The sequence below is a fragment of the Desertibacillus haloalkaliphilus genome (genome assembly GCF_019039105.1).
Taxonomy (GTDB): Bacteria; Bacillota; Bacilli; order Bacillales; family KJ1-10-99; genus Desertibacillus; species Desertibacillus haloalkaliphilus.
Map to the genome: position 1 here is coordinate 1 of NZ_JAHPIV010000564.1, position 334 is coordinate 334.

Below are 334 nucleotides of genomic sequence, written 5' to 3' on the forward strand. Positions count from 1 at the left end.
TCATAATCAATCGTACTTCCATTCACTCGAGGCGGAGTCCCTGTTTTAAAACGAACCATCTCAAATCCAAGCTCTTTTAAATGATATGACAACTGCACAGATGGCTGCATGTTATTAGGTCCACTTTCATAACTTAGATCACCAATGATAATTTTCCCTCTTAAGTAAGTTCCTGTCGTAATAACGACTGCTTTCGCCTTGTACTCAGCACCAGTATTTGTTATAACTCCTTTACAAACACCATCTTCAATAATTAGTCGTTCAACCATTCCTTGACGTAATAAAAGATTTTCATTTTCCTCTATTGTTTTCTTCATTTCATGTTGGTAAAGGT

At 36.2% G+C, this 334-nt stretch carries 1 protein-coding gene; it reads right to left on the reverse strand.

The window, feature by feature from the left end:
* Window positions 1-334 (reverse strand): FAD-dependent oxidoreductase (locus tag KH400_RS23290; protein ID WP_217228690.1); only part of this gene is annotated, 334 nt, incomplete at both ends.